This window comes from Olivibacter jilunii, assembly GCF_900607235.1.
Classification (GTDB): Bacteria; Bacteroidota; Bacteroidia; order Sphingobacteriales; family Sphingobacteriaceae; genus Olivibacter; species Olivibacter oleidegradans.
Genome location: NZ_LR027853.1, coordinates 129,330 through 155,883 on the forward strand (window position 1 = coordinate 129,330; position 26,554 = coordinate 155,883).

The 26,554-nt window shown below is 40.0% G+C and carries 26 protein-coding genes; 16 read left to right on the plus strand and 10 right to left on the minus strand.

Annotated features, from left to right (window positions below; genetic code table 11):
* Nucleotides 1-40: 40 nt before the first annotated feature.
* Together rpmI and rplT are read left to right on the plus strand one after the other, a co-directional pair.
* The gene (rpmI, locus tag E0E36_RS18840; RefSeq protein WP_013666231.1) at nucleotides 41-241 is read left to right on the plus strand and encodes a 50S ribosomal protein L35; all 201 of its coding nucleotides are present in this window, start codon (nucleotides 41-43) and stop codon (nucleotides 239-241) included.
* A 102-nt stretch (nucleotides 242-343) separates the two neighbouring features.
* The gene (gene rplT, locus E0E36_RS18845; RefSeq protein WP_130857328.1) at nucleotides 344-688 is read left to right on the plus strand and encodes a 50S ribosomal protein L20; all 345 of its coding nucleotides are present in this window, start codon (nucleotides 344-346) and stop codon (nucleotides 686-688) included.
* 67 nt (nucleotides 689-755) lie between these two features.
* On the opposite strand, the gene E0E36_RS18850 is transcribed toward rplT, so the two are convergent.
* From E0E36_RS18850 to E0E36_RS18880, 7 genes are all read right to left on the minus strand, one after another.
* On the minus strand, nucleotides 756-1,616 hold the full coding sequence (locus E0E36_RS18850; protein ID WP_130857329.1) for a hydroxymethylglutaryl-CoA lyase: 861 nt from the start codon (nucleotides 1,614-1,616) through the stop codon (nucleotides 756-758).
* A gap of 77 nt (nucleotides 1,617-1,693) precedes the next feature.
* Complete coding sequence (locus E0E36_RS18855; RefSeq protein WP_130857330.1) at nucleotides 1,694-2,014, minus strand: 2Fe-2S iron-sulfur cluster-binding protein; 321 nt, start codon at nucleotides 2,012-2,014, stop codon at nucleotides 1,694-1,696.
* A 309-nt stretch (nucleotides 2,015-2,323) separates the two neighbouring features.
* Entirely contained in the window at nucleotides 2,324-3,328 is a 1,005-nt protein-coding gene (locus E0E36_RS18860; protein ID WP_130857331.1) for an NAD(P)/FAD-dependent oxidoreductase, read from the minus strand.
* Nucleotides 3,329-3,346: 18 nt separating this feature from the next.
* Nucleotides 3,347-3,784, minus strand: a complete 438-nt coding sequence (locus E0E36_RS18865; protein WP_013666236.1) for a MarR family winged helix-turn-helix transcriptional regulator — start codon at nucleotides 3,782-3,784, stop codon at nucleotides 3,347-3,349.
* Between the two features lie 154 nt (nucleotides 3,785-3,938).
* Nucleotides 3,939-6,974, minus strand: a complete 3,036-nt coding sequence (secDF, locus tag E0E36_RS18870; protein WP_130857332.1) for a protein translocase subunit SecDF — start codon at nucleotides 6,972-6,974, stop codon at nucleotides 3,939-3,941.
* Between the two features lie 289 nt (nucleotides 6,975-7,263).
* Complete coding sequence (locus tag E0E36_RS18875) at nucleotides 7,264-7,761, minus strand: dihydrofolate reductase (protein WP_130857333.1); 498 nt, start codon at nucleotides 7,759-7,761, stop codon at nucleotides 7,264-7,266.
* A gap of 11 nt (nucleotides 7,762-7,772) precedes the next feature.
* Nucleotides 7,773-8,594, minus strand: a complete 822-nt coding sequence (locus E0E36_RS18880) for a thymidylate synthase (RefSeq protein WP_013666239.1) — start codon at nucleotides 8,592-8,594, stop codon at nucleotides 7,773-7,775.
* Between the two features lie 377 nt (nucleotides 8,595-8,971).
* Between E0E36_RS18880 and E0E36_RS18885 the strand changes: the two genes are divergently transcribed.
* From E0E36_RS18885 to E0E36_RS18930, 10 genes are all read left to right on the plus strand, one after another.
* Nucleotides 8,972-10,576 (plus strand): immunoglobulin domain-containing protein, encoded by a 1,605-nt coding sequence (locus E0E36_RS18885; RefSeq protein WP_130857334.1) that lies wholly within the window; start codon nucleotides 8,972-8,974, stop codon nucleotides 10,574-10,576.
* A gap of 33 nt (nucleotides 10,577-10,609) precedes the next feature.
* Nucleotides 10,610-11,398, plus strand: coding sequence for a hypothetical protein (locus tag E0E36_RS18890; RefSeq protein WP_130857335.1), 789 nt, complete (start codon nucleotides 10,610-10,612; stop codon nucleotides 11,396-11,398).
* A gap of 29 nt (nucleotides 11,399-11,427) precedes the next feature.
* Complete coding sequence (locus E0E36_RS18895) at nucleotides 11,428-12,372, plus strand: T9SS type B sorting domain-containing protein (RefSeq protein ID WP_130857336.1); 945 nt, start codon at nucleotides 11,428-11,430, stop codon at nucleotides 12,370-12,372.
* Between the two features lie 185 nt (nucleotides 12,373-12,557).
* Nucleotides 12,558-13,382, plus strand: coding sequence for a 4-(cytidine 5'-diphospho)-2-C-methyl-D-erythritol kinase (ispE, locus tag E0E36_RS18900; RefSeq protein WP_130857337.1), 825 nt, complete (start codon nucleotides 12,558-12,560; stop codon nucleotides 13,380-13,382).
* 144 nt (nucleotides 13,383-13,526) lie between these two features.
* Nucleotides 13,527-14,663, plus strand: a complete 1,137-nt coding sequence (locus E0E36_RS18905) for a sugar phosphate isomerase/epimerase family protein (RefSeq protein WP_130857338.1) — start codon at nucleotides 13,527-13,529, stop codon at nucleotides 14,661-14,663.
* A gap of 57 nt (nucleotides 14,664-14,720) precedes the next feature.
* On the plus strand, nucleotides 14,721-15,098 hold the full coding sequence (locus E0E36_RS18910; protein ID WP_130857339.1) for a hypothetical protein: 378 nt from the start codon (nucleotides 14,721-14,723) through the stop codon (nucleotides 15,096-15,098).
* Nucleotides 15,099-15,177: 79 nt separating this feature from the next.
* Nucleotides 15,178-15,837 (plus strand): heme exporter protein CcmB, encoded by a 660-nt coding sequence (locus E0E36_RS18915; protein ID WP_013666246.1) that lies wholly within the window; start codon nucleotides 15,178-15,180, stop codon nucleotides 15,835-15,837.
* 32 nt (nucleotides 15,838-15,869) lie between these two features.
* Nucleotides 15,870-16,523 (plus strand): cytochrome c biogenesis protein, encoded by a 654-nt coding sequence (ccsA, locus tag E0E36_RS18920; RefSeq protein WP_130857340.1) that lies wholly within the window; start codon nucleotides 15,870-15,872, stop codon nucleotides 16,521-16,523.
* Nucleotides 16,524-16,690: 167 nt separating this feature from the next.
* Nucleotides 16,691-16,915: a CcmD family protein gene (locus E0E36_RS18925; protein ID WP_013666248.1), complete on the plus strand. Its 225-nt coding sequence runs from the start codon at nucleotides 16,691-16,693 to the stop codon at nucleotides 16,913-16,915.
* Nucleotides 16,916-16,964: 49 nt separating this feature from the next.
* Nucleotides 16,965-18,398 carry a Glu/Leu/Phe/Val family dehydrogenase gene (locus tag E0E36_RS18930; RefSeq protein WP_130857341.1) on the plus strand — a complete coding sequence of 478 codons (1,434 nt, stop codon included), beginning with the start codon at nucleotides 16,965-16,967 and terminating at the stop codon, nucleotides 18,396-18,398.
* A gap of 94 nt (nucleotides 18,399-18,492) precedes the next feature.
* Here the strand turns inward: E0E36_RS18930 and lon are convergent, their stop codons facing one another.
* Nucleotides 18,493-20,949: an endopeptidase La gene (gene lon, locus E0E36_RS18935; RefSeq protein ID WP_013666250.1), complete on the minus strand. Its 2,457-nt coding sequence runs from the start codon at nucleotides 20,947-20,949 to the stop codon at nucleotides 18,493-18,495.
* Between the two features lie 374 nt (nucleotides 20,950-21,323).
* On the opposite strand from lon, the gene E0E36_RS18940 reads away from it, so the two are divergent.
* The gene (locus E0E36_RS18940; RefSeq protein WP_013666251.1) at nucleotides 21,324-21,995 is read left to right on the plus strand and encodes a tetratricopeptide repeat protein; all 672 of its coding nucleotides are present in this window, start codon (nucleotides 21,324-21,326) and stop codon (nucleotides 21,993-21,995) included.
* A gap of 62 nt (nucleotides 21,996-22,057) precedes the next feature.
* On the opposite strand, the gene E0E36_RS18945 is transcribed toward E0E36_RS18940, so the two are convergent.
* A complete protein-coding gene (locus tag E0E36_RS18945) occupies nucleotides 22,058-22,600 on the minus strand; it encodes a hypothetical protein (protein ID WP_130857342.1) in 543 nt (180 codons plus the stop codon).
* 114 nt (nucleotides 22,601-22,714) lie between these two features.
* A complete protein-coding gene (gene gpmI / locus E0E36_RS18950) occupies nucleotides 22,715-24,235 on the minus strand; it encodes a 2,3-bisphosphoglycerate-independent phosphoglycerate mutase (RefSeq protein WP_130857343.1) in 1,521 nt (506 codons plus the stop codon).
* A gap of 225 nt (nucleotides 24,236-24,460) precedes the next feature.
* Between gpmI and E0E36_RS18955 the strand changes: the two genes are divergently transcribed.
* The 3 genes from E0E36_RS18955 (at nucleotide 24,461) to plsY (ending at nucleotide 26,523) form a co-directional block, all read left to right on the plus strand.
* Complete coding sequence (locus E0E36_RS18955) at nucleotides 24,461-24,865, plus strand: DUF4783 domain-containing protein (RefSeq protein ID WP_013666254.1); 405 nt, start codon at nucleotides 24,461-24,463, stop codon at nucleotides 24,863-24,865.
* A 98-nt stretch (nucleotides 24,866-24,963) separates the two neighbouring features.
* On the plus strand, nucleotides 24,964-25,824 hold the full coding sequence (gene nadC, locus E0E36_RS18960) for a carboxylating nicotinate-nucleotide diphosphorylase (protein WP_207303786.1): 861 nt from the start codon (nucleotides 24,964-24,966) through the stop codon (nucleotides 25,822-25,824).
* Nucleotides 25,825-25,875: 51 nt separating this feature from the next.
* The gene (plsY, locus tag E0E36_RS18965) at nucleotides 25,876-26,523 is read left to right on the plus strand and encodes a glycerol-3-phosphate 1-O-acyltransferase PlsY (protein WP_013666256.1); all 648 of its coding nucleotides are present in this window, start codon (nucleotides 25,876-25,878) and stop codon (nucleotides 26,521-26,523) included.
* Nucleotides 26,524-26,554: the final 31 nt, after the last annotated feature.

Here is a 26,554-nt window from a genome sequence, read left to right on the forward strand (position 1 = left end):
TTAACAAGAGACTAATAGATAGATAATAACAGATAAGATTATGCCAAAAGTGAAAACCAATTCCAGCGCTAAGAAACGTTTTAGCCTGACTGGAACCGGTAAGATTAAGAGAAAACATGCATACAAAAGCCATATCTTAACCAAGATGAGCACTAAACGTAAACGTAATTTAACACGTTCCGGTTTAGTATCAGATGCAGATTTAGGCAATGTAAAACGTATGCTTGGGATCGGTAAATAGTAATTATTTTAACAAAATTTTTAACCGGGTATTGGGTTGTAAGTCTATTGACTGAATACTTAAGAAAACATAGCGCCTTATACCAAACTAAATTTATTTATTATGCCACGTTCGGTTAACGCAGTAGCTTCGAGAAGAAGAAGAAAGAAGATCCTTAAATTAGCAAAAGGCTATTATGGATCACGTAGCAAGGTGTATACCATTGCTAAAAATACGGTAGAAAAAGGTTTGCAATATGCTTATCGCGACCGTAAAACCAAAAAAAGAGAATTTAGAGCATTATGGATTCAACGTATCAATGCAGGTGCTCGTCAACATGGGATTTCTTATTCTCAGTTGATAGGTAAGTTAAGTGCTAAGAATATCGGTTTAAATCGTAAGGTTTTAGCGGATTTAGCGTTAAACAATCCTGATGCTTTCAAAGCAGTAGTTGATGCAGTTAAATAAATATTAACTTATCACAATCTATTAGTTAAAAGGAGGTCTTGACCTCCTTTTTTATTGATTTATTATTTCAATTACTACGGCCGTGAAAGATTTGACTGCTATAGTGTTGAGCTTTTAAAAGTGCTGTTTGATCAACCTGGCTGTTGATATTTCGCTCTTGTAAAAAGGATAACAATACCTCCGTTGCAATATTTCCTGTCAATTTGTCACTTGCCATCGGACATCCGCCATAACCTCCTATAGCCGTATCAAAACGTTGGCACCCACTATTATAAGCAGCCTGTATTTTCGCTAACATAGTTTGGGGCGTGCTATGTAAGTGAACTCCCAGATCAATATGAGGAAAATGCTTATTTAGATTTTGATAAAGCATTTGAATACTTTCCGGAGTAGACACACCAATAGTATCGGCAAGCATTAAATGTTTGACTCCCTTTTTTACTAATAACTCTGCATAAATAGCAACGATTTCGGGAGACCAAGGATCACCGTATGGATTGCCGAATGCCATTGATAAGTAAATCAATGGTTCTTTGCCAAACTCTTTACAGATCGTTATTATCTCTTCCACATTTGCGAGAGACTGTTGAATACTCGTGTTGGTGTTGCGTTGCTGAAAAGTTTCAGAAACAGAAAATGGAAAGCCAAGAAAGCTTATCTGAGAAAAGGCACTGGCTTCTTTGGCTCCTCTAACATTCGCAACAATGGCGAGTAATTTAGTGCTGCTATCTGAAAGGTTTAATTGTGATAAAACGGCCGCGGTGTCCTGTAGTTGAGGTATTGCTTTTGGAGAGACAAAGCTACCGAAATCCAGGCGGTCAAACCCTACTTTCAACAATAGATTTAAATAGGCGACTTTATCCGGTGTTGGGATAAATTCTTTAATTCCTTGCATCGCGTCCCGTGGACATTCGGTGATTTTGACCATAATTTAGCTCGTTTAGTTATACAAAAATACTAAACATATGTCGAGGTGAAGTTTTTGGGACTTATTTCAATGGATTCTTAGTCCAACGACCCCTTGATTTTTATGTGAAGGCCGTCCAATTGCTCATTTAATCGAATTTGGCAGGCTAGTCTACTGTTTTCATCAGCATCAGGAAGTGTATCCAACATATTCAATTCATCATCAGATGCTTCATGAAGTTGTTCCATTCCGGACAATACTTCTACGTGGCAGGTAGCACACAATGCCATGCCTCCACAGGTGGCTAGTATATTGTATTCTGAGGCCTTTAGCACTTCCATTAGGCTCAAATTAATATCCTCGGGAATTTCTATGGTTTCCACCGAACCAGTTCTATCTTCTACAGTTATATGAATCATTGTTAATTGTTTGTTTTAGTTGTTTGTTATTCCCTATTGGTTATTGGTTATTGGTTATTAGTTATTGGTTATTAGTTATTAGTNTTCGATATCGTTTCTATTTTTGCAAATAAAGATAAAAAATATAATATCCGACATATCAAAGACGCCTTTTGGCCTAGGTATTCTTAGTTATTGGTTATTGGTTATTTGTTATTCGTTATTTGTTATTAGTTATTGGTTATTAGTTATTAGTTATTCGTTATTAGTTGTTGTTATTCGCTTTGTTTTTTTGCTGTGGTACTATTTGAGTTAACCCATTAACCAAAACTAAAATGCGTGAATACCGTTGACCGTCGTATATTTAAAGTTCAGCTTTTGATCAGGGTACACGTATTTGAAAGCACCTTGCGCCATTAAAGCAGCTTCATGATAACCGCATAGGATCAGTTTTAGTTTGCCCGGATACGTGTTAATATCGCCAATAGCATATATGCGTTCTATACTGGTAGAATAATCAGTCGTATTCACTTCTATGGCCGACTTATCGATTGCCAAGCCCCATTGAGCGATTGGTCCTAATTTTGGACTTAAACCAAAAAGTGGTATAAGTGCATCTGTTTCTAAAGAAATCTCTTCCTTTTGTTTGTTAATCATGGCAACTTTTGTTAAGTGGCCCCTTCCTTCTACCCGAATTAAATTATGTGATAACAACAAGTTGATCTTACCACTGTTAGCAAGATTGAAAACCTTTTCCGCTGAATCGGGTGCACCTCTAAAACTTTCGCTCCGATGCACGAGGGTGACTTTTTCTGCAATTTCACTTAAAAATATAGTCCAATCCAAAGCTGAATCACCTCCGCCGGCAATAGCAACCTTTCTATCTCTAAATTGCTCCGGATTTTTAATCATATAATAGATGCCTTTGCCTTCAAAGTCGGCCAAACCTTCTATTTCAGGTTTACGCGGTTCAAAAGAACCCAACCCTCCCGCAATTACTACCACTTGCGCATGGATGTTGGTCCCCTCATTGCCTTTGACCATATAGGAGCCATCGTGTTGTTTTTCAAGTGCTTCCACACGTTCTCCCAAAGTAAAAGTTGGATGAAAAGGAGCGATTTGTTCCATCTGTTTATCGATAAGCTCTTGCGCATTGATGGCGGGATAACCGGGAATGTCGTAAATGGGTTTATGTGGATAAATTTCAGCCAGCTGTCCACCAACCTGAGGTAAGGCATCTATCAGGTGGCAACGCATTTTCAATAAACCTGCCTCAAAAACGGCAAACAAACCAACAGGTCCTGCACCTATTATACATATATCTGTAGTAATCATATCTGTTAATTTTAAGGGCTACTTGAGCTCTAAGTTATTATAAATGCTATTTAATATCCGCTCTAGCTGTCGAAAATCATCTTCGTTAAGGTTTTCCCATGCTTTAGTTCGTATTTCTTTAATTTGCGGCGATAATTCTTCCACTTTCGAAATCCCTTTATCTGTTAGATGCACGATAAAACTTCTTCTGTCATTTGGATGAACTTTACGTTCTGCCAGTTCCTTCTTTGCTAAGAGATCAACGATGCGGGTCAAAGTGGGTTGATCTTTACCACAACGTTCTGCTAATTCTTTCTGTGTCAGATCTGCATATTCATAGAGATTTTTTAAAACCATCCATTGATCTAAAGTTATATCGAAGCCTTTATTGCTGAACGTTGCCTGTGCATATTGCTTTACCCGGCGCGCTGTACGATCGAGTAAAAATGAATACATGTTGTATGGTTCTTTTTGCATAACAATATTTAGTGTGACAAATATATTGTGTTAAATTAAAAATTAAAAAGTAAAAAATCGAAAATGACGTAGGAGTGAGGGAGGTAGGGATGATAGCAAAAAAAGGGAGGTGTTTTTATTAAACACCTCCCTTTTTTTATAATACAGCTGGGGTTTATGCTTTCGCTGGCTTTAAGTTTCCTCGCTCTGTCGAAGCGATTTCTTTTGTGTTTTTTTCTTCACCGTCTCCCTGCAAGTCGGCAAAAATTGGTGCCGCTAAGAAGATAGAAGAATAGGTCCCAAAAATGATACCGATTAAAATAGCAAATGAGAAACCACGGATTACTTCACCACCGAACACAAAAAGTACTGCCAAAACAAATATTACCGTTAACGACGTAATGATGGTGCGGCTAAGCGTTTTATTAATTGCCGTATTAACGACATGTGACAATGGCTCATTTTTAGCTCGGTGCTCACGCAAGTATTCACGGATACGGTCGAACACGACCACTGTATCATTAATAGAATAAGCTAATACCGTTAATACAGCAGCGATAAAGTGCTGATCTAAATCGAGCGAGAACGGTAGGATTCCATCGAATATGGAAAATATACCAAGCAAGATAATCGCATCATGGGCTAATGATATAGCTGCGGATACACTATATTGCCACTTCCTGAACCGGATCAATATATACAATGCGATTACAATGATTGAAAAGATGACGGAATAAATTGCAGAAATTTTAATGTCATTGGCGATAGTAGGGCCAACCTTTTGTGAACTTACAATTTGGTAAGAGTTATTCTGCACTTTTGCAAGTCCTTCGTTCAACTTATCTAAAACTTGTTTGTCCGCTGCATCATCCGTTTGATCAATCAGATAAGGTGTGGTTACCCGTAATTGATTATCGCCACCGAAAGTTTTAACTTCACTGGTAACGCCAAATGTACCGTTTACATGATCCCGAACCTCTTCCAGATTTACCGCTTTTTCATATTTAACCGTATAAGTACGACCACCTGAGAAATCCACACCCAGGCTGAAACCCTTCGTGAAAACAGAGATTAAGCTGATAACGGTTAATGCAATTGATATAGCATAGAACTTCTTGCGATTCTTTACAAATCCGAAATTCGCATTCTTCATGGTATGATCACTCCATGGATAAGAAACAGAAATTTTCATATCCTTCTTGATCATCCATTCGAAAATGATACGCGTAATGAAGATGGCTGTAAATAAAGAAGTGATAATACCGATCAATAAAGTGGTCGCAAAGCCTAAGATTGGACCGGTTCCAAAGATATATAGAATAAGACCGACTAGGAAAGTAGTTATCTGTGAGTCTAAGATAGAAGGCATTGCGTGTTTATAACCATCGGAAATTGCCTGTCTAACGCCCTTACCTAATGCATACTCTTCACGGATACGCTCGTAGATAAGAACGTTCGCGTCTACGGCAGTTCCCATAGTCAATACGATACCTGCGATACCGGGAAGCGTTAGCACTGCCCCCAACGAGGCAAGGATTCCCATGATGAAAAATACGTTGAAGATTACGGCAATGTTAGCAACTAAGCCAGCGCGGTTGTAATAGAAAATCATAAAGATAAGTACTACTACTAAGCCGATAACAGACGAATTGATACCAGCATCAATTGCCGCTTGTCCTAAGGTAGGGCCAACAATAGCTTCTTCCACGATTTTAGCTGGGGCCGGTAAACGTCCTGCTTTCAAAACATTGGCTAAGTCCTGTGTGTCTTCGAAGGTGAAGTTTCCGGTAATGGAAGAAACACCATTAGGAATTTCATCCTGTACGGTAGGTGCCGAATAAACTGTATTGTCTAATACAATTGCGATTGCTTTTTTTGGATTTGCTGCGGCTGCTGCTGCACTGATTTTTCTCCACTCACGAGCGCCCTCGCTGTTCATCACCATTTCTACTTGCGGATTATTGGTGCGCTGATCAACATCGGCGCGTGCATCTGCAATCACGTTTCCGGTAAGTACCGGACCGGCATTAAGCCCCGTTGGTTTCACTGCAAAAAGCTGAAACATCTTCGTTTCTTTAGAAACGGGTTTCACACTCCACAATAATTTTACATTACCTGGTATAATCGCTTTTATTTCAGCACTATTAAAATAAGAATTAACCAAAGCGGTGTCTTTCTGTAACACATAGCCAATTACAGGTCCTTGACCCAACATTTGTTGCCCTTGTGGGCCCTGGCCGATATTTGGACTCAATACAGCGAATAAAGGGTTTTGGTTTTTCGCTTGCTCTAAAGCTACTGTACTGCTGTCTTTTTTGGTCGAATCGCTTCCTGCTGCCTTATTGCCGCCTAATGAAGCCAAACGACCCCCTGTAGTATCCTTCGCACTTGTGTCAGCCGCAGTCACCGAAGAAGTAGACTTAGTGTCTGCTTTTAATGTTGACGCCAATGTTCGGTTAATGTTCTCCAATAATGGGAAAATTTCGGAGTTGTCATAAGTTTCCCAGAATTCCAATTTCGCAGATCCTTGTAAAAGTTTACGTACGCGATCTTCATCGCTTACACCGGGGAGCTCGATTAAAATTCTATTCGTGCCTTGCTGCCTTTGAATATTAGGAGAAGTAACCCCAAACTTATCAATACGTGTACGTAAAATATTAAAAGAACGGTCAATTGCGCTACCGGACTCTTTTTGTAGGAAAGCCAAGATATCGCCGTCACTTGAATTGGAGGTGATGTTATTAACGGCATTGTCTTTATTAGCAAAAAAAGTAGCTAATTTTCCATTTGGATTTAACTTTTTAAACTCTTCTCCAAATAAGCTGACAAAGTCTTTTTGACTGTCTTTGCTCCGAGCTTCGGCGTTGTCCAAAGCCTTTTTAAAATTCTCGTCTTTTGGATTGTCCGCTAAATTACTGATCAATTCCTTCAGAGAGATTTCCATTGTAACATTCATCCCGCCCTTTAAATCCAATCCCAATGCCAATTCACGCTCTTTGCAGTATTGGTAAGAGAACTTGGCAAAACCGAGGTTATATACATCTACGGTAGCCATTGAATCTAAATAAGCCCGTTCCTTTACGGGGTCACCTTTTGCATAAGCAACTGCGTCGCGCTCAACCTTGTGGGTTACAAAAGTAAATGAAAGTGAATACAGGCACGCAATCGATATCAGTATTACAAAAAAGTTAATTAGGCCTTTACCTTGCATCTTTGTTTAGTGTTGTAATTTATGTAATAATTGTTGTATACATTCCCATCTGTTAACCCCGATCCTCATTGACTGATGAAAGACCGGTAAACACCTTTTTAATATGCTATTCTTTTTTGCATATAATAAGGCAATTTATCTAAGTTTTCTTAAGAACGGCAAAGCTATGAAATTTTTAAATAAACAAAGGGTTTATTGCGAGAAAATTGTTCGCTGCTTAACTCTTAGCATTTAGCTATTAGGAGTTAGGGAAAAAGGGCGGTAATCTCTTCTTGAAAGAGGGCTAAAACTAGTTTTTGACTTTAGAATATAGATAAAAACTGTAATCGTACGGATTCTTTTCATCACTTTCATGATGTTCGACTTCCTCCAATTGCCATTCTTCATCATTTATTTCAGGAAAAAAAGTGTCCGCGTCTTGAAAATCGTGATTAATCCGAGTAAGGTAAATCCTATCGGTTAGCGACATCGCCTGCTCATATATTTGAGCTCCACCTACGATGAATATCTCTTCCTTTTCATGTTCGCATGCAGCCAAGGCTTCTTCAAGTGAGTTTACTACTTCGATATTGTCAGCCTGGAAGTTTGCTTGACGAGTAATAACAATATTACGGCGCTTGGGAAGGGCTTCCCCGACAGATTCGAAGGTTTTTCTTCCCATGATGACGGTATGGCCCGACGTAGTTTTACGGAAAAACTTTAAATCAGCGGGCATGTGCCAAAGAAGCTCATTATTTTTTCCGATTGCGTTATTTTTTGATGCTGCAACAATAATGGATGTAATCATGGTTCAATTGGTTAAACCGCCACTTCTGCCTTAATATGCGGATGGGGGTCATAATCTACTAATGTAAAATCTTCATACCTAAAGTCAAAGATACTTTTTATCTCAGGATTAATCTTCAACTTGGGTAGACTTTTAGGGGTACGGGTTAATTGTAGTGTTGCTTGCTCTAGGTGGTTACTATAAAGGTGTGCGTCACCTAAAGTATGTATAAAGTCGGCCGCTTCCATATCACAAACTTGTGCTACCATCATAGTCAATAAGGCATAGGAGGCGATATTAAAAGGTACGCCCAAAAATATATCTGCGCTGCGTTGATAAAGCTGACAGGATAACTGTGCTTTGGTTTGACCCTTTTCCTTATTAGGTGGAGCAACATAGAATTGAAAAAATGCATGGCAAGGAGGCAATGCCATTTTTTCAATTTCTGCAACATTCCAGGCTGAAACAATGATTCGACGCGAATCGGGGTTATTTTTCAGTTGATGAATAACTTGCGCAATTTGATCAATATGCTTGCCGTCAGGAGTAGGCCAAGAGCGCCATTGTGAGCCGTACACCGGGCCGAGGTTGCCATTTTCATCTGCCCATTCATCCCAGATGCTCACTTTATTTTCTTTCAAATAGGAAATATTAGTCTCGCCTTTCAAAAACCAAATCAGCTCATGAATAATGGACCGAAGATGAAGTTTTTTGGTGGTAACCAAAGGAAAGCCTTCTTGCAGATTGAAACGCATTTGATAACCAAATACACTTCGTGTTCCCGTTCCGGTACGGTCCTGTTTATCGACACCATGCTCATATACATGGCGCATTAAATCGAGATATTGCTGCATTGTTTTATATGAAATGTTATGGCGGTAAAGATAGGGGTTTTTTGTTTCAATTAGCTATTGGCTGTCAGCTTTCAGCAATCGGCCAGTGTGCCATTGTTGCTTAAGGCTTTAGGCTATAAGGAATAAGCTTTAAGCTTGCCTCCCTAACCCACTGCCTAGAACTCCGCTCAGTGTGCCCCTGCTGCTGTCACTGCCACTATTTCCCTATTTAACTATTTCCCTACTCAACTATTCAGCTAAATCACAAATCCTGCACAAACTGAACGACCTAAGTGAAAAGTCTTTTTACGTCTTTTGTCACACGTAGGAGACATTGCCTTAAAGAAACTTAAACCCATTTTTAGAATTTTCAACTTAAACAAACGCCTATAGCCCACATGTACTCAATCCTTTTCCGTTCCTCGATTTTTAAAGCACTTGCTTTGTGTTTACTCTTGTTATTTGGAGTAAGAGGGGAGGGGTATGGGCAAAGGGTGTATGCGGATGCTCAAAGGAATGGAACTACTGGAACGGTTGGAAGCGGATCCGTCACAAATCCTACATTTTCGATTGATGCAAGTAACTTGTCAAATTTCACACGATTGTCGGCTTCGTCAGCAGTACTTGCTTCTGGTGGAGCTTGGCAACAATTGATTTTTGATAGGACGTTTGCAGGGAACACGACTATTTATATTAAACTTAACGTAGCGAGCTCATTATTAGGAGGAAGTGTTACTCTTAAAACTTACAGTGGAAGTACAGCAAACACTGATGGAAATGAAGTTGCGTCATCATCAAATTCTTTTACTGCTATTGACGGAACGACTTATTTGGCGGTTACTGGAAATATATCGTTTAACGCTGTTCGCGTTACCTTGAGCGCACCTGCACTTCTTGGGTCCAGCACCGCAGATATTTACTATGCGTTTTATGAACCTGTTAATAAACGTTGCGCTGATGTTTTGGGTGTTTCAGTAGGAGGTACTGGAATTTCTTTAGGGGGAGGGGTAAGCAACCCACTTAACGCAGTTGACAACAACTTAACAACATATTCTTCATTGACTGGAGGGCTCTTGGGGCTGGGTTATACAATTACACAAACTGCCTACTTTTCGAATTTATCAAACCCAGGGGATGCCGCGACCATCACATTCTCTCTTCCATCCTCCCTTTTACAATTGAGTCTTTTTAACAATGTAACAATTAATCTATATAGCGGAAACACACTTGTCAATACAGGAACGATTGGTAGTCTGTTGTCGCTAGATCTTTTGGGGTTGCTTCGTTCCGGACAGCGATATACAGTGTCTTTATCGTCAACTCCTGTTTTCGATAGAATTGAAATCGCTGTTGCAACCGGCGTATCTTTACTTACAGATTTTCGGATTCATGAAATCCAACGCACTCCTGCAAAACCAACTGTACCGATTGCTTATCCGCAGGCGCAGGCTGTATGTTATGGGCAGACAGCGACTTTAACTGCTGCGCCAACAAGCTCAGGTAGTGTTTTAAGGTGGTATAACCAAGTAAATGATGGTACATTATTACAAGAAGGTAGTCCGTATATTACGCCTCCAATAACGGTTGCAGAAGGCGATACAGCCTTTTTTTATGTAGCTGCCGCCTGGAATAGTGCTTGTCCTGCAGAATCAGAGCGGGTAAAGGTTGCCGTAGTAGCTAATTCCTTGCCAAGCATTACATTATCTCCCCTAGCCAGCATGTGTCAAGGCGAGACTAGTGTGTCTATAGCCTATACTACCACCACTAATAGTCCAACAAGTTATAGTATCACTTGGACTGATTCGCCGACAGATTTTATCAATGTGGTTAATCAAATGCTGACACCCAATAGTATCAATTTGAGCATTCCTGGAAGCGCAGCTATTGGAACGTATTCGGGTATACTGAAAGTAAAAAGCGCTAACGGATGTGTAAGTTCAGAAATAAGTTTCTCTGTTGAAATACACCCTAAACCATCACCACCACATATAACAGCAAACTAAATAAACATCAAATAAAATTAAATAAATAGAGTTATGAAAAAAGCGAATTTTTTTGCAAAGTTAAGCGTCATCGTAGGCCTTATCTGTGGATTACCATTATTATCTATTGCAGACGTTAACATTTATATCTGTAGCACAGCGTCTGCAACGTTGAACTACGTCGGTGGCCATACGTTGGTGGCGGGCGACCGTGTCATATGGCAGGAATTTGATGGAGCCGATAATCCTATTGGAGCTGGCCCTGTTGAATTGACTTACACGTCTTCACTGACCGATGTTGCTTTGACTTTGAGTGCAGCAAGTGATATTACGACTTTGGGATCGCACTTTTATAAGGCATACGTGCTATCTGCTAACCCTGCAAACTGTAGTGGTGATCTTTCTGATGAAGTCGAAATTTATAGATTACCTGATTTGATTCTAGATTTAACACCTTTAATTTCTTCATATTGTGCTGAAGCTTCGGGTACCACAGCAGAATCAGTCATTACAGCCTCGACAACCACCCAAGAGAGTCACGTGTTACCTACTGATGTATTATTAGCTTATAATTGGAGCGCCACCAAAGACGGCATTGCCGTCACTCCTATTAGTAGTATAGGCACCGCCCAAACTAATAATACAGGGGGACTGTCCTTAACAAATACCTTTACCATGAACGCCACTGGAGTTGGCGAATATTCTTTCTCGGCTACGGTAGCCTATCCAAGTCAATCAGCAAGTGGAATCACTATTAAGGGGGGGTGTTCTGCCAATTCTAACACACCGGCTGTAGTTACGGTAACTCCGAAACCAGGTAAACCGACTATTACAGTGGATTAGTTGGGGATCTTAATAAGGTACTTTTTTGCATGAAGAAAGCATTTCTCATATTGCTGTTATTTGTCGACCTAGCCTTTAACAGTCATGGGCAAAGCCGGCCTACCGCGCACTTGGTGCAAGGTGGGTCGGTAACGCTCCATGCACATGCCGAAGGCGCTCTAAGCTTTCTTTGGTTTAAGGACAATGAGCCGATCAATGGATTTTATGAGGAAAAATTAGTCGTTCAGGAAGCGGGTATTTATACGGTTATTGCACTTAATGGTGGTTGTGAGTCGGAAATATCCGATGCTGTGGAAGTGATTATTGAACCCCATGGACCGGATAAACAGGTCGATATGCAGATCGCTAAATCGGCATCTCGTTCCGTTGCTTTATTAGGATCTACCATTGATTATCAATTGGTGATTGTTAATAAGGGGCCGCATACAGCGACGGATCTAAGCGTGCGGGATATACTGCCTCCTTCACTGGAATTTAATGAAATCCTTGGTCCTTACAGCGGAGCTGTTTCCTATTCGCCTTCGACGCACGAACTAACCTGGAAACCGGATAGTTTATCCTCAGGGAAAAGTGCAGAACTTCGTATCCGTACGCAAACGAAACGGGAAGGGACGGTGGAAAATTATGCGGAAGTGGAGGCCACACAACCGGATCCCGATATCGGTAATAATGCAGCTACTGCTTCAACTAATGTGGTGGCACTTCGTATACCGAACGCTTTCTCTCCAAATGGAGACGGTCTGAATGATGTGTTCGAAATTACCGGTTTGGAGCTCTTCGAAGAAAATGAGCTTTTTATTTTTAACCGCTGGGGTGCCGAAGTTTATCAAATGAAAAATTACCGTAATACCTGGAATGGTGGAACGCTGAATGAAGGTACCTATTATTATGTCCTCCGCATCAAAATGGAAACCGGTAAAATGGAAACCTTTAAGGGCTATGTTACCCTTATTAAACAACGACGTTTTTTTTAGTGTATTTGTTAGGTAGTTAAGTCGTTGAATAGTTGACGGTAAATTAATTAGCCAATGTTATAATTAGCCAATGTGGTAATGGTTGGGGCCTATGCGAGCTTAAAGCTTATAGCCTACTGCTTATAGCCTATGGCCTACAGCTAATAAAATTTGCAATCCCCCTTTTTTATTGTTAATTCTGTGGCATGATTACATTTGCAAATGCCAAGATAAATATAGGTTTGCAGGTGCTGGACAGAAGACCTGATGGCTACCACAATTTGGAAACTGTTTTTTATCCTGTTAAACTATTTGATATTCTAGAAATAGTGCCTTCCTCCTCATTGAAATTGGAGGTTTCGGGTATCGGTATACCTAATAACGATGAGGATAATCTTTGTATTCGTGCCTATAGAGCACTTGCTGTGGATTTTGATTTAGAACCTGTTTGTATCTATTTACACAAACAAATACCCATTGGAGCTGGTTTAGGGGGAGGCTCAGCGGATGCCGCTTTCTTGATTAAATTGCTGTCCCGGTATTTTCGACTGAATTTAAGTATCGAACAGATGGAGTCCTATGCCAGCGCATTGGGTGCCGATTGTAGCTTTTTTATCAGAAATAAGCCTGTTTTTGCGACTGGGATTGGCGATGTGTTTACCGAAATATCAATTGATTTATCAGCATACAAACTTGTTTTGGTTAAGCCTCCTATTCACGTTTCTACAGGAGAAGCCTATGGAAGTGTACGCTCCTCAAGGGAAAGTAAAAACCTTCGTGAACGAATTACATTGCCAGTCGAACAATGGAAAGAGCACCTTTTCAATGATTTTGAAACGGGAATCTTTCATCGATACCCGGAAATAAGAGGGATAAAATCCATGCTATACGAAAGAGGCGCGATATACGCTGCCATGAGCGGATCGGGTTCCACTGTTTATGGTCTTTTTAGAGAGGAGCTTGATCTAAAGGAATTGAAAGCTTGGTGTGAAGTGTATTGGATGGATGGTGGTGAGCGGAGGAGTAGTTGAGTCGTGAAGTAGTTAAGTTGTTGAGTCGTGTTTTGTTGGGTTGGAAAATCACTACTAACAGGTTCACTTTTCACAAAATAAAATCGATCGCCAGCCGACTAGCGACAATTTGTATAAAATATTTAATTTTAATAATATATCAAGATGAACAATTTAAATAACCCGATATGGTTGATGAGCTCTGCTTTTGACAAGCTCGGTATAGATGAACTCATTGAAAAAGCAGTGACCGTTGGTGCACAGGGAATCGACCTATGCGTATTCAGAAAAGATGGCACTCGAAAGGACCACACAGCCACGCACCTTGAATACGAGACCTTTGATTTAGACGCAGCAAAGAATCTCATCGATAAATTCAATGCGGCAGGTCTACAACTTTCACTGGGTGCTTTTGAAAATATGATTGGCGGCGATCCTACAGAGCGGGTAAAGAACCAGAATCACCTATTAAAGTTGATCCGGATAGCCTATTTACTAGGTGGAAATGCCAACAATGTTAAAGTGGGAACATTTGTTGGCTATAACCATGAATTAGGAGTGCAGAAAAATGGTTTCCAAAAAAATCTTGACGAATATAAACGCGTTTTTGAACCAATTGTTCGTTATGCAGAAAGCCTAGGTGTAACAATTTTATATGAAAATTGCCCGATGGAAGGATGGCGTTCGGCAGCCTATACCTCCACTTACAATAATTTACCGGGGGTATTAGCGGCTCGTAAATTAATGTATACCTTAATCCCGAGTAAAGCGCACGGCGAAATTTACGACCCTTCTCATGATATTTGGCAACATACCGACCCGGTTGATGTTATTGCAGCGAGCGATATTACGCGTATTCACAGAATACATGTAAAGACAACTAGAAACCTCTTAACGAAAGGGCGGATCGAATGGGGCGGCATGTATCCTATGCACCAGGTGGAGGCTTCTTTGGCAACCAGAGCGGGAGTATCACAGCCGGTAAGTGATTGGGATCGCCATCATTACGAAGCGATGCTTCCAGGTTTTGGCGGTACAGACCATATGGATTGGCGGGCATTTGTTGATATATTACGCGAAAAGGGCTTCGAGGGACCTTTCGAAATTGAAAATGAAGCAAAGAATTCCAAAGATACCGGTAATCTCGCTGCCACCATACAGGGATACGAAGCGGCTATCCGTTTCCTGAGTCCCATGTTATGGAACTTAGGTAATAAAGGATACCAGTTTCAAAGCGGGGAGCCTTTACATGAACCAACTGCTCAAAAGGATATACCGGTTAAAACAATAAACGATTTGTAGGCACTTCAAACTTTTTTTTTATCAAGTTGTTGTTGGGATATGACTATGAAAGAAGAAATGAAAGAAAAAAAAGGAAGCAAAACAGCTAAGTTCGTTGCTTTTGCATTAGCAGGATTAGCTGCCGGAGCGGCAGTTTACTATTTGTTTGGGACAACGGAAGGTCGTAAAACGCTAAACAAGGCCGTAGATGGCGTAAATGGATTAAGTAAAACATTGAAAGCCCAGGCTGAAGAAGGTTTGCATCGGGCTTCCCACCTGGCAAATCGCGCAAAGGAAGAATATCAACGAGTATTAACAATGGCGGACGACGCTCGACATGATGCGATGGAGAAAGCTGATAAGTATAAAGAAGAGGCGAAGAAATTAACAAAGAAGGGCTTAAAATATGCCGAGGGATTGAGTCACGAAGCTCGGTCGAAAGTGGATAAAGCATAATAGTTGTGAGTTGAGCGATGAGCTTTTTAAGATTCGCTAACAACTAATAACTGACAACTAAATAGTATCTTTGCCCGAAATGAATCTATTCAGGCAAGTAAATGTACTTCTGCAAAAGGAAATCAGATTAGAATGGCGATCTAAATACGCACTAAATGGTATCCTGCTTTATGTGGTTTCGACTGTATTTGTTTGTTATCAGGCGTTTAAATCAGTTCATCCGGTTATCTGGAATGCACTTTTTTGGATCATATTACTTTTTACAGCTATCAATGCTATAGCTAAAAGTTTTACCCAAGAAAGCAAAGGAAGGCACCTCTACTATTATACTTTGGTAAGTGCTCAAGCGGTGATTTTATCAAAAATCATTTATAATATGCTATTAATGCTACTGCTAGCAGCGGTAGCATTTTTTTCTTATAGTACCATATTTAAAAATGAAATAGGAGATCCCACCCTTTATTTCATTACGATTTTGATCGGAAGTATCAGTTTCGGTACCACGCTTACCATGGTTTCGGGTATAAGCGCAAAAGCAGGAAGTAACGGTACGTTGATGGCTATTCTTAGTTTTCCTGTTTTAATTCCCGTTATTATTGTGTTGATTAAATTGTCGAAAAATGCCATGGATGGCTTGGAAAGAAGTGTCAGCTATGATGAGATTGGGGTGCTATTGGCTATAAACTTAATCGTCATTACGGTATCTTTATTGTTATTTCCTTACATTTGGAAAGACTAAACAACGCTTGTATTCAAATATATATATTCAACATGAAGGCTTATTGGTGGAAAATTTTAGGAGCAGTACTTGTATTTTACTCGGTTCTTGCTGGTTTTTTGATTCCGGTGCCTAAGCTGCCCATTCTCCACGAAACGATCCGTAATACTTATTTTCATATTCCAATGTGGTTTGCGATGATATTACTCTATCTCATCTCGGTTATCTACAGTATTAAATACCTCTCATCCGGAAAGGTTAAGCATGACCTGTTAGCCGTTGAAAGCGTGAATGTGGGAATTGTGTTTTGCGGATTTGGCTTGATCACCGGTATGTTTTGGGCAAATGTTACTTGGGGCGAACCCTGGCCGAATGATCCAAAATTAAATGGAAGCGCAATAGCGACCTTAATGTACCTGGCCTACCTGGTGTTGAGAAATGCATTAGATGAGGAACAGAAGCGCGCAAAGATTTCGGCGATTTACAATATTTTCGCCTTTCCTGTTATGATCGTGTTGCTTTTTATCCTTCCACGTCTTACCGATTCATTACATCCGGGGAATGGGGGGAACCCCGCCTTTAGTAATTTAGATATGGATGGTACGATGCGTGCGGTTTTCTACCCCGCTGTTTTGGGCTGGATGCTTATTGGTCTATGGATTACCTCGTTAAGGTATCGTTACCGTTTAATTGAACACGAGGCGTAATACAAATGAGCTTTTCTTGATGAAACATGACAAAATTCTGATGTATTGTGCTCGACGAGAAGGTTTTTTATGTTTTATGGACGCCGGTAAAAAGCGTTTAAAAGTATACGGAATATAGGATTTTGATATTTTTATTTAAAATAAAATAATAATTTGTATTAAAAGATATGAAGAAGCTAATTCTTTTGTTTCTATTAGGGTTGACATCCTTTTTTCATAGTTTTGCACAGTCGTCAAACGACGTAGAGATGGCTGATGTTATGCGGAGCTCGGGCAAGATTTATGTAGTGGTTGCGGTGGTTTGTGTGATATTTTTCGGATTTATTATATATCTCTTCACGATTGATCGTAAAATTAGCCGATTGGAAAATAAGAAAAATAAAATAGGCTAGCACGTTTAGGTGCTTCTTAAGGGAGAAACCAATTATTAATTATTACATTATGGCTACAAGTAAGTCACAGGGAGAGTTTAGTTTCTTTAACGATGTTTGCGAATTCTTTGATCATGCCGCTCAATTTACCAACCATGATAGAGGCTTGTTGGATCAGATTAAAGCCTGTAACAGTGTTTATCGTTTCCGCTTTCCGATCCGTAGAGCGAATGGTAAATTGGAAGTTATTGATGCCTGGCGCGTAGAACATTCTCATCATAAATCTCCTACCAAAGGAGGGATTCGTTACAGTGATATGGTGAACGAAGATGAAGTGATGGCGCTCGCGGCGTTAATGACTTATAAATGCGCAATTGTTAACGTGCCTTTTGGAGGAGCGAAAGGGGGAATTTGCATCAATCCGAGAGACTATTCGGTACCCGAGTTAGAAACAATCACCAGGCGATACACGGTAGAATTAGTAAAGAAGAATTTTATCGGACCTGCTATTGATGTACCGGCACCGGATTATGGTACCGGCGAACGTGAAATGAGCTGGATTGCCGATACTTATTTAACCATGAATCCCGGGCAGCTGGACGCACTGGGAAGTGTTACCGGTAAACCTCTTTCCCTGAGCGGTATTGACGGTAGAAAAGCGGCAACCGGTAGAGGTGTTGCCATTGCGATTCGGGAATGTGTGGATGTAGCGGAGGATATGAAGGCGCTGGGTTTAACGCCGGGCATAGCCGGTAAACGAGTTATTGTGCAGGGACTTGGTAATGTAGGATATAACACAGCGAAGGTGTTGGAGGAGTACGGTGCTATTATTGTTGGAATATGTGAGTACGACGGTGCCTTGTATAATGAAGATGGATTGGACGTTGACGCCATATTAGAGCATAGAAGGAATACCGGTACAGTTTTGGGCTACAAAAAAGCGAAGAAGGAGTTTGCTAATCCAAGCGAAGGTCTTGAACAAGCTTGTGACATATTAGTGCCGGCTGCTTTAGAAAAGCAGATTACCGAAGATAACATCGGCAAAATTAAAGCAAAAATAATTGCTGAAGGGGCTAATGGCCCTACCACGCCTAAAGCGGAAGAAATATTTACAAAAAACGGTGGCATTATTATTCCCGATATGTACTGCAATGCAGGGGGAGTGACCGTTTCCTACTTTGAATGGTTGAAGAACCTTTCGCATGTTGCTTTTGGACGTATGGATAAACGTTATGAAGAAACCGCTAATAGAAATATTGTAAATATGGTAGAGGCTGTTACAGGCGTTACACTAACAGCGGATCAACGAAGTGTGATTGTAAAAGGTGCATCTGAGCTGGAGTTGGTAAACTCAGGTCTTGAAGATACCATGATCCGGTCATACCATGAAATAAGAAGAATACGAAATGCGAACAATAAAATTGATACTTTACGGACAGCTGCTTTTGTAAGTTCGATTGATAAAATCGCTACCTCGTACCTTAATATGGGAATTTGGCCGTAGAAAGTAAAAATTAAAAAGTAAAAAAAGCTATCGGATATTGAATTCGATAGCTTTTTTGCTGTATAGAATTTTGACTTTTGACTTTTGACTTCTCTTATCTATTAATACTAAAATCCAAAGGTTTTTTTACTTTCTCTTTCAAGAGAGCGAGATCTACCACCTCCTTCATTTCGTTAACATAATGAAAGTTCAGATCCTTTATATAATCTTCTTTAATTTCCAGGATGTCCTTTCTGTTAGATTTGCAAAGTATAATATCTTTAATATTAGCTCTCTTAGCAGCTAAAATCTTTTCCTTGATACCTCCAACCGGTAAGACCTTTCCGCGCAAGGTAATTTCACCGGTCATCGCTAAGTTGGCGCGCACCTTGCGTTGCGTAAAGGACGAAGCCAAAGCAGTGAGCATGGTTATGCCCGCAGAAGGACCGTCTTTGGGAGTCGCTCCGGCAGGTACGTGAATATGCACGTCCCATTTATCAAATAGATCAAAGTCTATTTTAAAATCTGCCGCATGTGCTCGTAGATAAGCCATCGCTATGCCTGCTGACTCCTTCATTACGTCTCCGAGATTTCCAGTCAGTGTAAGTTTTCCCTTACCGGGGCTCAGACTTGATTCGATGAAAAGAATATCGCCGCCTACCTGAGTCCATGCTAGTCCTGTTACAACGCCTGCTACATCGTTACTTTCGTATAAATCCTTGTCATAAATAGGAGCACCTAAAATATCAACAACTTCCTGCTGACTGATGCTAGGGCCTATAGGCGTTTCCATAACAATATTGGTTGCCGCACCGCGCACCAGAGCGCCTATTTTTTTCTCAAGGCCGCGCACGCCGGACTCACGGGTATATTCATCTATTACCTTTTCTATTACACTACCTTTCAAAGAAATATCCTTTGCCGTTAGGCCATGCTGTTCACGTTGTTTAGGTAAAAGGTGTTTTTTTGCGATCTCAATCTTTTCTTCAATTGTGTAACCATTTACCTCAATGATTTCCATTCTATCTAATAAAGCTGGCTGAACAGTACTTAAAGAGTTAGCAGTAGCAATAAACATGACATTGGAAAGATCAAAGTCCATCTCTACATAATGATCGTAAAAAGCGCTGTTCTGTTCCGGATCCAAGACTTCCAATAGTGCCGAAGAGGGATCGCCTCGAAAATCATTTCCGACTTTATCGATTTCATCCAAGACGAAAACGGGATTTGAAGTGCCGGCTTTTTTAAGTGATTGGATTACTCGGCCCGGCATTGCTCCTATGTAGGTTTTTCGATGCCCTCTGATTTCTGCTTCATCACGAACACCCCCCAACGCCATTCTAACGTATTTTCGGTTTAAGGCCTTAGCAATAGATTTCCCTAATGAAGTTTTACCAACGCCGGGAGGGCCCACGAGGCACAGGATTGGCGCTTTCATGTCTCTTTTAAGCTTCAAGACGGCTAAGTACTCAATAATACGTCTTTTTACTTTTTCTAACCCGTAATGATCTTTATCTAAAATCTTCTCGGCACGTTTTAAATCGAAGTTGTCTTTACTGAACTCATTCCAAGGTAAATCGATCAGGAGCTCGAGATAGTTGAGCTGAACGGAATAATCGGCCGCTGCTGGATTGATCCTGCTTAATTTATCCAATTCTTTTTTGAAATGGGTTGCGACTTCTCTACTCCACTTTTTCTCCAGGGATTTTTTCCTTAACTCCTCGATTTCCAAATCAGGCGTTGAGCCACCCAGTTCTTCTTGAATCGTTTTTAATTGTTGATTCAAAAAATAATCACGTTGCTGTTTGTCGAGGTCAACCCGAACTTTGTTTTGGATCTGATTTTTTAGTTCTAACAATTGTAATTCGGCGGTAAGCTGTTCAAGCACTTTATTTGCCCGATCCTTAACATCCTTCATTTCCAATAGTTGCTGCTTTAATGTTAAATCAGCATTCATATTGGAAGAGATAAAATTGATTAGAAAAGAAGAGCTTTCAATATTTTTAATGGCTATTCCTGTTTCGCTTGGTATGTTCGGCGAGATGTTGATGATTTGTAAAGCTAATTCCTTAATAGAAGAAATTAGTGCATTGAATTCTTTTTCCTTCTTCGCTTTTTCCTCTATAAAACGCTCGATGGAAGCTTTGATATACGGTTCCGATTGTATTTCCTCTTTGAGTCTAAAACGTTGCTTACCTTGAATGATCACTGTCGTGTTACCATCAGGCATCTGCAGCATTTTTATGATCATAGCCACAGTTCCAACCGTGTGCAATTGATCGAATGAAGGGTCTTCAATTGACATATCCCTTTGGGCAACTACACCAATGGCGCGATCACCTTTATAGGCTTCTTTTATTAGTTTGATGGATTTGTCTCGCCCTACGGTTATCGGTATAACCACTCCCGGAAATAATACCGTGTTTCTTAAAGGTAATATGGATAGAACTTCGGGTAACTCTTCACTACTCATATCGTCCTCATCTTGCTGTGTAAATAGTGGAAAAAATTCCGTGTCCTCATTTATGATTGGTAATGCTTGGTTAAAATCAAATAGATCAAACTTGCTCATTTGTATGTTTTATATTTATGTTGTAACAGGTTTTGGGTCAAAATGACAGTCTGCCTGCTTATTTTATTCTGTAAACAACTGAATAGGTATTGTTGCAAGCGCTATGCCAATATCTATTTATGCAATCTTTTTTAGCATTTGTGTCATATTTTCAGGTCATGCCCTTTGTTATCTTTTATAAATGCAATGATACTACAATAAAATTTAAAAGCCTGTAAATGAATAATATTTAATGCGATACAATAAAATACACATTTTTTAGTTTATTTTTGTGTCGAAATGGCAATGAGATTGCTATCTTAGAGAGGGATAAACCTTTAGGCTTTATGCAAGGTGTCATAATAGCCTCCCAAGGAATAAAAGAAATTTAATTAATGAACATTAGACGCTATCAATTTATGAATTTTGGTAAATCAATGAAACAGTTGGTGTTACTGGGAGTTTTTATTTTTTCCGTAAGCGCTGTAGCCGCTCAGTCACAATCGTCATCCAGTAATCCCTACGTTCGTTTGGGAAATAAGGCGATTATGGATGGGGATTTTAAAGCGGCAGTAAATGCTTTAGAAAAAGTGAAAAATCCGGATACACTTGTTACTTACATGTTGGGATATTCGCAGATCAGATGTGCGGATTATAATAAGGCCATTACTTCTTTTACAAAACTTCTTAGCCAGAGCCCAAATAACTTTTCAGCTTATTATTGGAGAGGCAAAGCACGGAACACCTTAGCTGTTCAAAGTGAGAGTAAATTGAATGAAACTGAGCGCAGCAAAATGTTACAAGCAAGTATCGATGATTTTACCAATGCTATAAGACTTAATCCGGATGATTTGTCTTATTACCAAAGTAGAGGAATGGCCTATCGCGACTTAGGGATATTGCAAGGAACTAATTCTACCGCTGTTTACGACAAAGATCAAGCTGCTGAAGCTTATCAAAAAAGTATAGACGATTTACAGCACGTGTTGAGCGCAAATGCTAAAAGAGAAGATTTAGCAAAAGAAATTAAGAAGGTGAAGATTTACAAGAGTAACCTGTCTAAATAGCTAATTAACAGGCTTTAAAAGGCCTTAGCACAACAGTGCTAAGGCCTTTTGCTTTTTGGTAATTATAAGATTCTTCCGGTAATGATATAATTGTTGCGACCTATTATTCGGATAGACTGTTCTTTCTCTATCTCATAAAGGGAATCTGGAAAATAATCAAGTCGTTCAGACGATTCATACAGCCAATTTTTTTCTCCGTTGAGGATTTGAATGTGTCTAACCGTACCTTTAGGATCCTTGTAAATGGTTATTTGCTTTGTTCGAAGCCGGGGCGCCTTCGCACGGTAACTTAACTTTCCGTCTGCCGAATCGATCCGATAACTTTGCAGCCAATCCGGCTTGTTGATATCAGATGAGGAAAAGAGCTCAAATTCTCTTTGCCAGTCGCCTAGCCTTAGCTTCATTTGTTCGCGCTGCTCATTTTTACCTACGGTTTTAAGGATCAAAGGATTTTTTTTCTGCAAAAATTGTGCTTCTTGCTTAAAATAGGAAATCAAGTCGAAGTAGGGGGGATGAGTGACCTTCATTTCTCCATTGTCCGACGAACAAGATATGCCCATAAAGAGCGCAAGCATAGGTAGTGTGAGGGAAGGGAAATATTTCATGCGAAAGATAAACACCTGAGATTCTCCAATACAGGGGCGAAGTTAATAAAAAATTGCACAGCTGAGGTCACTGCTTTCGCTTTTTCATCGCTCGTCTGTGCAATTTTAGTTTTATTAGGAAACGAGTACTTCACCCGTCATCTTTTGAGGAACCGAAATATTTAACAGCGTCAGGATAGTCGGAGCTATATCACCCAATTTACCATCTTTTATGTGCCGGTAATCTTTGTCAATTAGAATACAAGGTACTAAGTTGGTTGTATGTGCGGTATTAGGTGAACCATCTTCATTTATCATATATTCTGAATTTCCATGGTCAGCAATGATTATAAAAGAATAACCTTCTTGTAAACCTTTTTCCACTACTTGTTTGGTGCAATTATCCACCGTTTCAACAGCTTTTACAACCGCACTAAAGACACCCGTATGGCCAACCATATCGGGGTTTGCAAAGTTTAAGCAAACGAAATCCGGATGATTGCTTTCCATTTCTTTACAAATAGCGTCCGCAATACCTTGTGCACTCATCTCCGGTTGCAAATCGTAGGTTGCTACTTTTGGAGAAGGGATCAATATTCTTGATTCACCAACAAACTCCGTTTCTCTGCCGCCTGAAAAAAAGAAAGTTACGTGCGGATACTTTTCTGTTTCGGCTATACGTACTTGCGTCTTACCATTTTTTTCCAGTACTTCTCCCAAAGTTTCGGTAATATCGTCTTTTTGAAAGATCACATCCACATTTTTAAAGGTCTCATCATACGACGTCATTGTAATATACTTTAAATTCAAAGGCGTCATATTGTACTCAGGAAAGGCCTTTTGAGTTAGCGCTATCGTAATTTCACGCCCACGATCTGTTCGGAAATTAAAACAGATAACTACATCTCCCTCTTGAATAGTTGCTAATGGTTTGCCTGTTTCATCGACTTTGACAATTGGCTTTACAAACTCGTCAGTCACGCCGTCCGCATAAGAAGCATGAATTGCATCAATCAGATTTTTGCTTGCCGTTCCCTGTCCGTGAACCAGGAGATCATAGGCTTCTTTCACCCTTTCCCATCGGTTATCTCTATCCATTGCATAATAACGCCCGATTGCAGAGGCAAGCTTTGCCCGGCGACCTGCCAAATATTTTTCTAATTCGGCAATATAATTTACACCCGAGTGTGGATCAGTATCTCTACCGTCTAAAAAGGCGTGGATAAAGACATTTTCCGTTAAGCCTGCGTTTTCAGCTGCATCGCATAAACCGCGAAGATGTTTGGTATGTGCGTGAACTCCGCCGTCAGAAACCAAGCCGATAAAATGTACCGATTTGCCTTCAGTGTTGGCGTAGGCAAATGCCTGTTGAAGAATAGTATTTTGATTTAGTTCGCCATCTTCTACCGCTTTATGAATACGGCCAAGCTCTTGATATACAATACGGCCAGCACCTAAGTTCATATGTCCTACTTCTGAATTTCCCATCTGTCCGTTCGGTAAACCAACAGCTTCACCGGACGCCTCCAGTTTGGAGTGCGGGTATGAACTTAATAAATGATCTAAAAAGGGTGTATTGGCGGCTTTTACCGCATTGGAATCATCATTCTTGCCGTAACCAAGACCGTCAAGAATTATGAGCATTGCTTTCTTCATTTTTGCTATTCTTTTATTTTATTTTGTTTTCTCTTTTCACAAACCTAATACAAAAAATGATCCTTTGCTCAATTTTTTTTAAATATTGGTAAATAGGTGTGCCTTGACAAAAAAATAGACAAAATGGCATGCTTTTAGCTGCAATATGCAGCAGAAAGTATCGTGCTATAAAATGTACATAATTGCAAGTGTTAACGTAATTGAGCTAAATTCTTATCTGTCGGGATGATGAAAAGTGCGTGTATTATATTGCTTCTTTTTTTTACCAACCTAAAGTCTCATGTTGTTTATTCCCGTATAGACGATTTGATTGATAATATTACAAATTGCTTTAGAACCGGGAACAGTAAGGAGTTATCCTTTTATTTGTCCAGTACGGTAAGTCTTTCTTTATTGGAAGAAAGTAACACCTATTCAAAAAACCAGGCCGAAATATTACTTCACAATTTTTTTGACAGACATACATTTAGAAGTGGAAAAATTCTTCATAGAATGGAAACAAATGCCAGTAACCGTTATGCTGTCGTCGAATTGATCTCCTCCACCGAGAAGTTTAGGGTTTCCCTGTCTCTCAAAAATTTCAACTCTAAATTTTTAATTACGGACATACGTATTGATGTGGTAAAATAATATCGAAACAAATTCATCATTGCATAGGACAGTCAAAGAGCGTTATAAAACTTTTTCTATTCACGAAATTTTCACTAGGTTTGGAGCCGATTTACAATATGAGCACAATAGATAAGAAACAACTTAGTGACTTTATAAAGCAGGCGCTGCAGGAGGATGTTGGCGATGGCGATCATACTTCTTTGTCTACCATTCCGTCCGGAAAGCAGGGAATTGCCAAGTTAATAATTAAGGAAGACGGGATTTTAGCAGGGGTAGAGGTAGCTGTTGCTATTTTCCGCGAAGTAGATCCCTCCTTGCAAATCACCATTCAACAGAACGATGGTGGTGAAGTTGCCGTTGGTGATATTGTCTTATTCGTAGCAGGCAGTATTCATTCCATTTTAATAGCAGAACGTTTAGTACTTAATGTGATGCAGCGGATGAGCGGTATTGCAACAACAACTCATAAGGTTGTGAAGCTGTTGGCAGGCACAGAGACAAAAGTGCTTGATACACGAAAAACGACACCGGGAATTCGCTTTTTAGAGAAAGAGGCGGTGCGTATAGGCGGAGGTGTTAATCACCGTTTTGGCCTATATGATATGATATTGATCAAAGACAATCATGTGGACTATGCAGGGGGAATTGCCGCTGCTTTATCGGCTGCACATGAATATAAACGATCTTTGAAAAAAGCAATCCAGATAGAGATTGAGGTCCGAAATTTGGAGGAACTTCAAGCTGTACTTGATTTTGGTCGTGTTGATCGGATCTTATTGGATAATTTTGATTTCAAAACGTTAAAGCGTGCGGTGAATTTAGTTGACGGAAGGTTTATAACAGAGGCATCTGGAGGCATTACCCTTGAAAATGCTAAACAATTTGCGGATTGCGGCGTTAACTATATTTCTATAGGCGCTTTAACGCATTCCGTTAAGAGCCTTGATATGAGTTTGAAAGCTCAGATTGTTAACTAAAGTTAAGATTTTTTACTAATAAGATTTTCCTTTTTAGTATCATTGTACCCGATGACATCGATTAATGCCATTATTGCACTTCTGGTTGCGTATTTTTTTGGATCCATACCAACAGCCGTTTGGCTCGGACAATCTTTTTATGGCGTAGATGTAAGGGAATATGGCAGCGGAAACGCAGGAGCTACTAATACGTTCAGGGTCCTAGGTGCCAAAGCCGGCGTTGCTGTTATGATTATCGATATTCTGAAGGGGTGGACTGCAACAAATTTAGCTTACTTTATCGGTGTTTCCATTACCGGACCTACAAGTTCTGTACTCTTTATTAATTACCAACTTGCGTTAGGGGTAATCGCCGTTATGGGACACTTATTCCCTCTGTTTGCCGGATTTCGGGGCGGGAAAGGGGTTGCGACATTATTTGGAATGGTACTGGCCGTGCATTTACAAGCAGCTTTATTATGTGTAGGTGTTTTTATCTGTGTGCTGATGCTTACCCGTTACGTTTCCTTGGGATCTATTTTAGCTGGTTTTACTTTTCCTTTTAGCATCGTTTTTGTTTTTCAAACGCCCTATAAGTCGTTGTTATTATATGGTATGTGTATCTGCGCGCTTATACTCGTTACACACCAAAAGAATATTGAGCGACTACTGAAAGGCAAGGAATCAAAAATCACATTGTTTAAAAAGAAGAATACGTAAAGTCGTCATATCGGCACAACAATTGCTGTAT

Excerpts from the sequence above, each read along its gene's own strand:
- rpmI (WP_013666231.1), top strand. The coding sequence starts at position 41 with ATGCCAAAAGTGAAAACCAATTCCAGCGCTAAGAAACGTTTTAGCCTG.
- rplT (WP_130857328.1), top strand. The coding sequence starts at position 344 with ATGCCACGTTCGGTTAACGCAGTAGCTTCGAGAAGAAGAAGAAAGAAG.
- E0E36_RS18850 (WP_130857329.1), bottom strand. The coding sequence starts at position 1,616 with ATGGTCAAAATCACCGAATGTCCACGGGACGCGATGCAAGGAATTAAA.
- E0E36_RS18855 (WP_130857330.1), bottom strand. The coding sequence starts at position 2,014 with ATGATTCATATAACTGTAGAAGATAGAACTGGTTCGGTGGAAACCATA.
- E0E36_RS18860 (WP_130857331.1), bottom strand. The coding sequence starts at position 3,328 with ATGATTACTACAGATATATGTATAATAGGTGCAGGACCTGTTGGTTTG.
- E0E36_RS18865 (WP_013666236.1), bottom strand. The coding sequence starts at position 3,784 with ATGCAAAAAGAACCATACAACATGTATTCATTTTTACTCGATCGTACA.
- secDF (WP_130857332.1), bottom strand. The coding sequence starts at position 6,974 with ATGCAAGGTAAAGGCCTAATTAACTTTTTTGTAATACTGATATCGATT.
- E0E36_RS18875 (WP_130857333.1), bottom strand. The coding sequence starts at position 7,761 with ATGATTACATCCATTATTGTTGCAGCATCAAAAAATAACGCAATCGGA.
- E0E36_RS18880 (WP_013666239.1), bottom strand. The coding sequence starts at position 8,594 with ATGCAGCAATATCTCGATTTAATGCGCCATGTATATGAGCATGGTGTC.
- E0E36_RS18885 (WP_130857334.1), top strand. The coding sequence starts at position 8,972 with ATGTACTCAATCCTTTTCCGTTCCTCGATTTTTAAAGCACTTGCTTTG.
- E0E36_RS18890 (WP_130857335.1), top strand. The coding sequence starts at position 10,610 with ATGAAAAAAGCGAATTTTTTTGCAAAGTTAAGCGTCATCGTAGGCCTT.
- E0E36_RS18895 (WP_130857336.1), top strand. The coding sequence starts at position 11,428 with ATGAAGAAAGCATTTCTCATATTGCTGTTATTTGTCGACCTAGCCTTT.
- ispE (WP_130857337.1), top strand. The coding sequence starts at position 12,558 with ATGATTACATTTGCAAATGCCAAGATAAATATAGGTTTGCAGGTGCTG.
- E0E36_RS18905 (WP_130857338.1), top strand. The coding sequence starts at position 13,527 with ATGAACAATTTAAATAACCCGATATGGTTGATGAGCTCTGCTTTTGAC.
- E0E36_RS18910 (WP_130857339.1), top strand. The coding sequence starts at position 14,721 with ATGAAAGAAAAAAAAGGAAGCAAAACAGCTAAGTTCGTTGCTTTTGCA.
- E0E36_RS18915 (WP_013666246.1), top strand. The coding sequence starts at position 15,178 with ATGAATCTATTCAGGCAAGTAAATGTACTTCTGCAAAAGGAAATCAGA.
- ccsA (WP_130857340.1), top strand. The coding sequence starts at position 15,870 with ATGAAGGCTTATTGGTGGAAAATTTTAGGAGCAGTACTTGTATTTTAC.
- E0E36_RS18925 (WP_013666248.1), top strand. The coding sequence starts at position 16,691 with ATGAAGAAGCTAATTCTTTTGTTTCTATTAGGGTTGACATCCTTTTTT.
- E0E36_RS18930 (WP_130857341.1), top strand. The coding sequence starts at position 16,965 with ATGGCTACAAGTAAGTCACAGGGAGAGTTTAGTTTCTTTAACGATGTT.
- lon (WP_013666250.1), bottom strand. The coding sequence starts at position 20,949 with ATGAGCAAGTTTGATCTATTTGATTTTAACCAAGCATTACCAATCATA.
- E0E36_RS18940 (WP_013666251.1), top strand. The coding sequence starts at position 21,324 with ATGAACATTAGACGCTATCAATTTATGAATTTTGGTAAATCAATGAAA.
- E0E36_RS18945 (WP_130857342.1), bottom strand. The coding sequence starts at position 22,600 with ATGAAATATTTCCCTTCCCTCACACTACCTATGCTTGCGCTCTTTATG.
- gpmI (WP_130857343.1), bottom strand. The coding sequence starts at position 24,235 with ATGAAGAAAGCAATGCTCATAATTCTTGACGGTCTTGGTTACGGCAAG.
- E0E36_RS18955 (WP_013666254.1), top strand. The coding sequence starts at position 24,461 with ATGATGAAAAGTGCGTGTATTATATTGCTTCTTTTTTTTACCAACCTA.
- nadC (WP_207303786.1), top strand. The coding sequence starts at position 24,964 with ATGAGCACAATAGATAAGAAACAACTTAGTGACTTTATAAAGCAGGCG.
- plsY (WP_013666256.1), top strand. The coding sequence starts at position 25,876 with ATGACATCGATTAATGCCATTATTGCACTTCTGGTTGCGTATTTTTTT.